Here is an 8544-nt window from a genome sequence, read left to right as displayed (position 1 = left end):
AGCAACCGCCCAAAACCTCCGGAAACTCGCTAAGCTCAAGCCGATGGGACCAGCCGCAGGGTGAAAGGCAGGGTGGTTACGACCAGCCAAATGAAATCAACGTAATCACCAGCATCAATGGGCCAAAAACAACGAGTTTTTCAACACAATCGGCTCCTTTGGGACCTTCGCTGCGCAGTTGGCGAATTGGTAAGATGCGGTACGAAGCAGACCTCGCCGTCCGCGTGGCAAATGAGCGCTTTTAAGATGCGGCGTCGGAAGCCAAACGCACCAAGAGCGAAGAACTGCCGTTCTTTGCCGTCGCGCAATGTAGATCCAACCACAACAGAAGCTACCAATGGGCCAGGATTTGACGCACCTAAATTGTATAGAACGCGGAAGGCTTGCTTCGAATCTTCATCGACCAACGCGCCTAATTCGTAATGATTTCCGGCCCCATAAATGTGGTGGGCAACATGGTAGACAGCCACGGAATGTAGGTCACCATGATCAGGAACACGAAGAGCACAGCCAAGAAAGGCAGAGCCGCGCGCACGACCCGCATCATCGGCATGTTCGCGACGCCGGATGTCACGAACAGGTTCAAGCCAACAGGCGGCGTGATCATCCCGATCTCCATGTTCACCACCATGATGATGCCAAGGTGGATCGGGTCGATGCCCAGTTGAATTGCGATCGGGAACACCAGCGGAGCGACAATCACGATCAGACCCGACGGCTCCATGAACTGTCCACCGATCAATAAGATTATGTTGACGATGATCAGAAATGTAATCGGGCCAAGACCTGCTGCCAGCATCACCTCGGTAATATGTTGCGGGATTTGTTCGTCTGTCAAAACATGTTTCAGGATCAACGCGTTTGCAATGATGAACATCAACATGATCGTCAGCTTGCCGGCCTCAAGAAGTGTGTGTTTGGTGTCACGATGAAAGACTGCTGGGATCGCGAAGATCACGTTTTCCGCGTTGGCGCGCAATAGGTTCTTGCCTCCCACCATCAACGACTCGGCATAGCCGCCACCCGACACTTCCAACCGCTGCGCACCGCGCACCAAGCTGAACACGAAAACCGACGGTGGCAGCAATAGGATGAACACCGCTCCGATGATCTGTACGATCACAAACAATATCGCCACGTCAGATGTAAGCACCGAATAGACCGCATAGAGCATCGGCAGCACGCCAAAGATCAGCACAGCCCCCGTTGCAACCTGCATCCCATTGCCTGCGGGCACTGCTTTGGCGATTAGCATCGCCAAAACCAAAGCTATCAATAAGAACGCACCAGCGGCCGCAAAGGCGAACCACATCGGCGTGCCCATCATGAAACAGCCAATCGCATAAAGAATGAAAGTGACTAACGTGAATCCCCAGACGCGGAGCCCCAACAAGCCTAAGTCGGCCTCTGCTTCGGGCAGCCAACTGCGCCCCTTCAATGGCCCCATGTCGCGGTAAATGAAAATCGACACGATAAAGGCATAGACAGAGGCAATCGCTGCGGCTTCGGTCGGAGTGAAAACCCCCCCATAGATACCGCCCAAGATGACCACCATCAGGAACAGCCCCCAAGAGGCGTCAAGAATGGTCGAGAACACTTGTTCAAATCCCTGCCATTCGCCTTTCGGCAATTTTTTGACTCGTGCAATGACATAGATGGTGACCATCAGCATGAAGCCCGCCAAAAGGCCCGGAATGACGCCCGCAAGGAACATCCGCCCTACGGACACATCCGTGGCCGAGGCATAAACGACCATCACGATGGAAGGCGGGATCAATATGCCAAGCGTCCCCGCGTTACAGATGACCCCTGCGGCAAAGTCTTTAGTGTAGCCGGACTTCACCATGCCTGCGATCACAATAGACCCGACAGCGACAACCGTTGCGGGAGATGAGCCAGACAAGGCTGCAAAAAGCATACACGCCAGCACACCCGCAATCGCGAGCCCCCCGCGCACATGGCCAATGATCGCAATCGCAAAATCAATGATACGTCGCGCGACACCGCCCGTCGACATGAACGATGACGCGAGAATGAAGAACGGGATTGCCAGAAGCGTGTAGTGCCCCGCCATCGCCTGATACAGCGACTGCGCTACGGACGCGAGGGAGCTGTCAGACAGTACCAGCAAGAATAACGTTGACGACAGGCCAAGGGCCACAGCAATCGGCACACCGACCGCCAGCAAGGCAATGACCATACCAAAGAGAATTGCGACTTCCATGACTTAAGTCTCCTTGGACAAGCTTGCGCCAGCTTCTTCAACGGCGTCTTCTGCTTCGTGGCTGACAATGATTGTGTCGATCTCTCCGCGCAGGATTCGGATTAAATTTTGCACCAGACGGAACAACATCAACGCCATCGCGAACGGCAATATCGCGTAAGGAACTAAGCGTGGCAGTTTCTCGTAAGCTTCACCCATGTTGAACGTGTTTTCGAGCCAGGTTTGCGCGAAGGGGATCGGTACCTGTTCTGTTTCATACCAACCTTGATCGCGGGAATCCTCAAATCCTGTGGGGAACCAGCGGCCTGACGTGGCGTCCAGCCCCGCAAACGGCGCCCAATAGTCCCAGGCGCCCTTCAGCAACAGCACGCCGTAAAGGATACACGCCAGCGTCGCCAAAATACCAAGCCCGCGACGTGTCGATTTTCCCGTCAAGTTCAGCATAGCATCCACGCCAAGGTGGCTGACCACTTTGAACCCATAAGAAATGCCAAACAAAACCAGCCATGCAAATAATATGAGAACCACCTCAAGTCCCCAGATCAACTGGCTGTTGAACCCATAGCGCATCACAACATTTGTAAACGTCACGAGGGTCATCAAACCCAGCAACACGGCGATGATGCTCTCTTCGATGTTGTGAACGATCGAACTGATCCGCCCCTTGGGTTGATATCCACCCGACATTGCTATCCCTCCTAAAGAAGGGGTCGGCCACCACAGCAGCCGACCCGATTGTTAACGTAGGATCAAAGCCTTACAGTGCTTCGTTGATCGCTTGTGCGGCATCAATGTTGACTTGACCCACATCATCCACGAACTGCTCCCATACGGGCTTCATGGTTTCGACCCATGCTGCACGCTGCTCTGGTGTCAGCTCACGGATCACACCACCCGCGTCAATGATGGATTGCTTGGCGACCTCGTTCACAGCAAAGCTCTCAGCGTTGCGCGTTTCGGTGACTTCGCTGAGGATCGTCAGGAACTGATCGCGCACTTGGGGCTCAAGCCCGTCGAGCCAATCAACAGAGGTCACCACAAGGTAGTCGATGATCCCGTGATCTGTCTGGGTTGTGCCGTCCTGAACTTCAAAGAACTTTTGACCCCAGATGTTGGACCATGTGTTCTCTTGACCATCAACAACGCCCGTTTGAAGGGCACCGTAAACCTCAGAAAAAGACATCGGCTGCGGGGATGCGCCCATGGCTTCCATCTGCGCAATCAATACGTCGGACGGCTGGACGCGGAACTTCAGCCCTTCGGCGTCTGTCGGCACCATCAGCGGAACATTGGCTGACATCTGCTTCATGCCGTTGTGCCAATACCCCAGACCTTGAAGGCCGCGGCGCTGCATGGAATCAAGCATTGCCTGACCCGTGTCAGACGCTTGGAACTGATCCACGGCTTCAATATTCGCGAACATGAACGGTAAATCAAAGATACGGAACTGACGGGTAAAGGCTTCGAACTTGGACAAGGACGGTGCAGCTAATTGAACGTCGCCCTGAAGCATCGCTTCCAGCACCTGGTCATCATTATAAAGCGAAGACTGCGGGAATACCTCCATGCACATCACGCCGTTCATTTCGGCGTTTACACGCTCTTGCAGCAACGTTGCTGCGATGCCTTTTGGGTGGCGGTCGGTGTTGGTGACGTGGCTGAACTTAACGACGATTTCGCCTTCGTCGCAGGCCGCCAACGCGGAATTCGCGCTGAACGCCATTGTCAGGGTCAGTGCCGAGCTAAATAGAAACTTCATAGTATCCTCCTTTAAACCGCATCGCCGCGCCTCTAGACATTTTCTAGGGCGGCTTGTGTCGCCAAAGCCTATCGGGGATTGCTGTAAGAATTAGTCGGTATTACTGATCAGTTTTTCCGATTAATATTTATGGATTAATCTGAGATACTGGATAAAAGCAATTTCCGCGGGGAGTTCGAAATGTTCCAGGATTTCGTTGAAGAGCGTATCGGAGGCGATGGTGCGACACTGTTCGTCCGCCGCGCGGGGCCCGAAGGGGCGCCACCGATTGTTCTTCTTCATGGGTATCCGCAGACATCTGCCATGTGGCACGGTGTGGCGCCAATTCTGGCACGCTCTTATCAGGTCATTTGTCCGGACTTGCGCGGTTATGGTCGATCAGACAAACCCGCGTCAAACACGTCGCATGAACCCTATTCAAAACGCGCTATGGCGGGTGACATCGTCGCGGTCATGCAGCGTTTGGGGCATAATAGGTTTCTGGTCGGAGCCCATGATCGGGGTGCGCGTGTGGCGCATCGGATGGGTTTGGACCATTCCCATCGCGTGGCGGCCATGGCGTTTCTGGACATTGCACCGACCCGCGAAATGTACGCGGGAACCGGCGCCGCATTCGCGCGTGCGTATTGGCACTGGTTTTTCCTGACCCAACCAAGCCCATTGCCCGAGCAAATGATCGGTGCTGATCCCGAAAAGTTCTGGAAGTTGAAGTGTTTTAATCAGGCAGGCGGCAGCAACCCGTTCTCGCCCGAGGCTTTGGCGGAATACTTGAGTGCTTTTTCCGATCCGGACGCCATTCATGCAAGCTGTGAGGATTATCGTGCCGCCGCCACCATCGACATCGAGCATGACGACGCAGATCAGGGGCGAAAACTCGACATGCCCCTCCTGACGCTCTGGGCGAAACGCGGCGTTATCGAGACATGCTTTGACGCGCTTGGCCTCTGGCGTCAGCGCGCCGCGCAGGTTGAGGGCGAAGCTCTCGACACCACACATTACATGGCCGAAGAGATTCCGGATGATATCGCCGCGCGTATGTCCGATTTCTTTGCCCAAAACCCGATCCATGCGGAGGTTGCCGAATGAGCCGGACACTTTATGATAAATTGGTTGACGCCCATAAGGTGTGCGATCTGCCCGATGGCGACATGCTGATCTACGTCGATTTTCACATCATGAATGAATACACCAGCCCACAGGCCTTTTCGGGGCTCGACACAAAGGGGTTGGATGTTTGGCGACCCGAGGCGCATCTAGCGGTCGTAGACCATGTGAACGCGACCCGAAGCAGTGAACCGCATGATGCGGCCTCTAAGCTGCTGATCGACAATCTGGAAGCCAACTGTACCAAACACGGCATAGCTTTTTACGGCCTTGGCGACCCGCGACAGGGCATCGAACACGTTGTGGTGCCTGAACAGGGGCTCGTAACGCCGGGTATGCTGATCGCTTGCGGTGATAGCCATACCACCACCTATGGGGCTTACGGCGCGCTTGGCTTCGGGATCGGCACATCCGAAGTCGAACACGTGCTCGCCACCCAAACCTTGCGCTACAAACGCATGAAATCCATGCGCGTTATGATCGACGGAGCAACCGCACCCGGCGTAACGGCAAAAGACATCATCATGAAAGTCGTGCAAGTCGTGGGCGCAGGTGGGGCCAATGGATATGCAGTTGAATTTGCGGGCTCCGCAGTGCGCGACCTCGACATGGCCGGACGCATGACCGTTTGCAACATGGCGGTTGAGCTGGGTGCACGCGCGGCCTTGATTGCAGCGGATGACATTACTGAGCGTGCATTGCAGGGCCACCCCCACAGCGGTCAGTTTGAATTCAAAAATGAAAACTGGGCCAGTGATTCCGAAGCGGTATTTGACAAAGAGTTCACTATTTCAGGGACCGATATCGAACCTCTGATCACGTGGGGCACGAGCCCGGATCAGTCTGTGCCTATCACTGCAAATGTGCCAATCTCATCGGACTATTTAACACCCGAAGCCAAGGCGGCGTTGGGACGCTCGTTGCAATACATGGGATTGTCTGAAGGACAATCGGCCCAGTCGATAAAAATCGACACGGCATTCATCGGCTCTTGCACCAATAGTCGTATCGAAGATCTGCGCGAGGCCGCCAAAATACTGGAAGGGCGTCATGTGGCGACCGGCGTCGAAGCCATCGTTGTGCCAGGGTCTGCCATGACACGCCTCAAGGCCGAAGCGGAAGGCCTGCGCGCCATTTTCGAGGCCGCAGGTTTTGAATGGCGACCTGAAGCAGGCTGTTCGATGTGTCTGGCAATGAACGACGACATTGCAATGGATGGTGAGCGGGTCGCCTCATCTACCAACCGAAACTTTGAGGGGCGTCAGGGCCGTGGTGCGCGCACCCATTTGATGTCGCCAGCAATGGTGGCCGCGGCCGCCGTCGCTGGTCATCTAGCTGATGTGCGAGATTTCAAATGAAAGACAAGCAGATGACGAAAACGATCAACGGGATCGCCGCCCCATTGCCACTCGCCAATGTCGACACCGACGTGATCATGCCAAAACGGTTCCTGATCACGATCACCCGCGAAGGGTTAGGTGACGGCACGTTTGCTGACCTGCGCTTTGACACCGCGGGTGGGCAGCGCCAAGAATTCGTCTTGAACAAGGCGCCTTGGACGCAGGCCAGTATCTTGGTCGTCGGTGACAATTTTGGCTGTGGGTCCAGTCGGGAGCATGCCGTTTGGGGCCTGCGCCAGCTTGGAATAGATGCTTGCATCGGGACAAGTTTTGCAGGGATTTTTTACGACAACGCCCGCAAAAACGGTCTTGCACTCCCAGTTGTTTCCCCCGCAACACGGGACGCACTTTTGCAGTTTGCGAACGATGCCAGAGCCGGCGAGATATTGATTGATCTCGAAAAACGAACGATATCAGCAGGCAAGCTCTCGGAACCTTTCGAGATGGACGATGCCACACAAACATCGCTGATCCGAGGTCGCGATGATACGCTGGACTCGCTCGATTATGCAGGTGCGATCAGGGATTTCGAAGCCCGATTGAATAACGAAATGCGTATACGCGTTTTCAAGTAGACCGACAAAGGGGTGCGGATTGGACATCAGACAACTGGAATGCTTCGTCGCTGTCGCCGACGAACTTCACTTCCGACGCGCAGGGGAACGTTTGGGGCTGAGCCAATCTGCTTTGTCTGAACGGATCTCTGCGTTGGAGCACGAACTTGGGGCGAGGCTACTTTTCAGAACGACCCGACAAGTCAGCCTGACCCAAGCCGGATCGGAATTCATCCTAGATGCCAAGAGAATTCTCACCGATATCGAAAGATCAGTCTCCAATGTTCGTCATACTGCCGAGTCTGACTTGCGTCACATCCGGGTTAGTGGCGTCGACGAAGCGATTTCGATGTTGTTGCCGCGGACTCTGCTGGCTTTCCGGCAAACCGACCCAAAGGTCCATGTTCAGGTTCTGGAAATTTCTTCCTCTGAACAGCACTCCCAAGAGTTGATCGGCCATCGTACCGATGTTGCCTTTGTTCGCACGCCTCTGGATGACGAATTCATTACCAGCGAGCTCCTGCACCGCCAGCCAATCGTGGTTGTCCTTGCCAACGCCAACCCGCTTTCCGGCGCGGCGTCTCTTTCCACATCCGATATCGTTGACCAGCCGATCGTGGGGTATCCTAAGCACGCGCGACCAATCCTGCACGAGGCACTGTGGAGTGGTTTTCGCCAAATTGGCGTTCAACCAAACATTGTCTGTGAGATCATCGACAAGTCTACGTTGCTACAGTTCGTGGCCCACGGGCTCGGGATTGCGCTGGCACCAGCTTGGGTCAAGAATATCGCCCCACCCGGCGTTACATTTGTCCCGTTTGAACCATGCGAAAACCGAATCGACCTGTATGTTGCGTTTCGAAAATCGGGGAACTCTGACACCATTAAAAGTTTTATCGATACCGTGAGAACAATCGCCGTCTAACGGCCGTACTTTACAACTTGATTTGACGGTGACAACGGCCCGGTTCAATGCTGTCTACATCGAACTTCTACGTTAACAAGCGCCGGAAGCGGTCGTGAGGCATACAGTCGCCAAGCCCGCAGTATGTGAATTCACCCCCCCCCTTATCCTTGCTGCACTCTGCATGAATGGCTGGTTTTTCCGCTGCGCGGCAGCACCAAATTTTACGCTCACGCAGCATTTCCCACGCCGCGTGCGCGCGCAGCAGGAAAATCGGATTCAAACAAAGGGCACTTTTGAGACCTTCGCTGCACGATGATCGAACGGCAGGTCTCCGTCACTGGAGCGAAATTCATGATATTTGCACCAACATTACGCAGCCATGAAAACAAGGCCCTAGCGGCGGTGCATAAATCTGGTGCAAAATTGACTGATCCTGAACCGCTATGACCTCGTGTTTGGCGGGGAAATCTAGAACTAGGTTTGTGTGATCGTTGGGGTAGGGAGGCAACTCCACCATTGCAGTGCAGTATTCGACATTAACGGCGTATTCTGTTGAAAAACTCCCATGTCGGGCGTTTCGGACAAATCTGACGGAA

Annotated in this window: 8 protein-coding genes; 5 read left to right on the top strand and 3 right to left on the bottom strand. The window is 54.6% G+C overall.

The window, feature by feature from the left end; all coding sequences use genetic code 11:
* On the top strand, positions 1-245 hold a 245-nt coding region (locus tag PFRI_RS21460), incomplete at its 5' end, for a hypothetical protein (protein WP_217653401.1).
* A 167-nt stretch (positions 246-412) separates the two neighbouring features.
* On the opposite strand, the gene PFRI_RS01705 is transcribed toward PFRI_RS21460, so the two are convergent.
* The 3 genes from PFRI_RS01705 to PFRI_RS01695 all read right to left on the bottom strand — a co-directional run bounded on the left by PFRI_RS01705 (position 413) and on the right by PFRI_RS01695 (position 3983).
* Positions 413-2224, bottom strand: a complete 1812-nt coding sequence (locus PFRI_RS01705; RefSeq protein ID WP_072629038.1) for a TRAP transporter large permease — start codon at positions 2222-2224, stop codon at positions 413-415.
* Positions 2225-2227: 3 nt separating this feature from the next.
* Positions 2228-2911 carry a TRAP transporter small permease gene (locus PFRI_RS01700; protein WP_072629037.1) on the bottom strand — a complete coding sequence of 228 codons (684 nt, stop codon included), beginning with the start codon at positions 2909-2911 and terminating at the stop codon, positions 2228-2230.
* 70 nt (positions 2912-2981) lie between these two features.
* Positions 2982-3983 carry a DctP family TRAP transporter solute-binding subunit gene (locus PFRI_RS01695; protein ID WP_072629036.1) on the bottom strand — a complete coding sequence of 334 codons (1002 nt, stop codon included), beginning with the start codon at positions 3981-3983 and terminating at the stop codon, positions 2982-2984.
* Between the two features lie 180 nt (positions 3984-4163).
* Between PFRI_RS01695 and PFRI_RS01690 the strand changes: the two genes are divergently transcribed.
* Genes PFRI_RS01690 through PFRI_RS01675 form a run of 4 tightly spaced genes read left to right on the top strand, consistent with a single transcriptional unit; the run spans position 4164 to position 7966 of the window.
* Positions 4164-5069, top strand: a complete 906-nt coding sequence (locus PFRI_RS01690) for an alpha/beta fold hydrolase (RefSeq protein WP_072629035.1) — start codon at positions 4164-4166, stop codon at positions 5067-5069.
* Positions 5066-6445 (top strand): 3-isopropylmalate dehydratase large subunit, encoded by a 1380-nt coding sequence (leuC, locus tag PFRI_RS01685; protein ID WP_072629034.1) that lies wholly within the window; start codon positions 5066-5068, stop codon positions 6443-6445. The genes PFRI_RS01690 and leuC overlap by 4 nt, the downstream gene beginning before the upstream one ends.
* 11 nt (positions 6446-6456) lie before the next feature.
* The gene (leuD, locus tag PFRI_RS01680) at positions 6457-7062 is read left to right on the top strand and encodes a 3-isopropylmalate dehydratase small subunit (protein ID WP_245812210.1); all 606 of its coding nucleotides are present in this window, start codon (positions 6457-6459) and stop codon (positions 7060-7062) included.
* A 19-nt stretch (positions 7063-7081) separates the two neighbouring features.
* Positions 7082-7966 (top strand): LysR family transcriptional regulator, encoded by an 885-nt coding sequence (locus tag PFRI_RS01675; RefSeq protein ID WP_072629032.1) that lies wholly within the window; start codon positions 7082-7084, stop codon positions 7964-7966.
* Positions 7967-8544 lie beyond the last annotated feature (578 nt).

It is taken from the genome of Planktotalea frisia, assembly GCF_001890925.1.
GTDB classification, from domain to species: Bacteria; Pseudomonadota; Alphaproteobacteria; order Rhodobacterales; family Rhodobacteraceae; genus Planktotalea; species Planktotalea frisia.
Note: the sequence above shows the minus strand (reverse complement) of the source record. Positions and strands in the feature narration are given on the sequence as shown.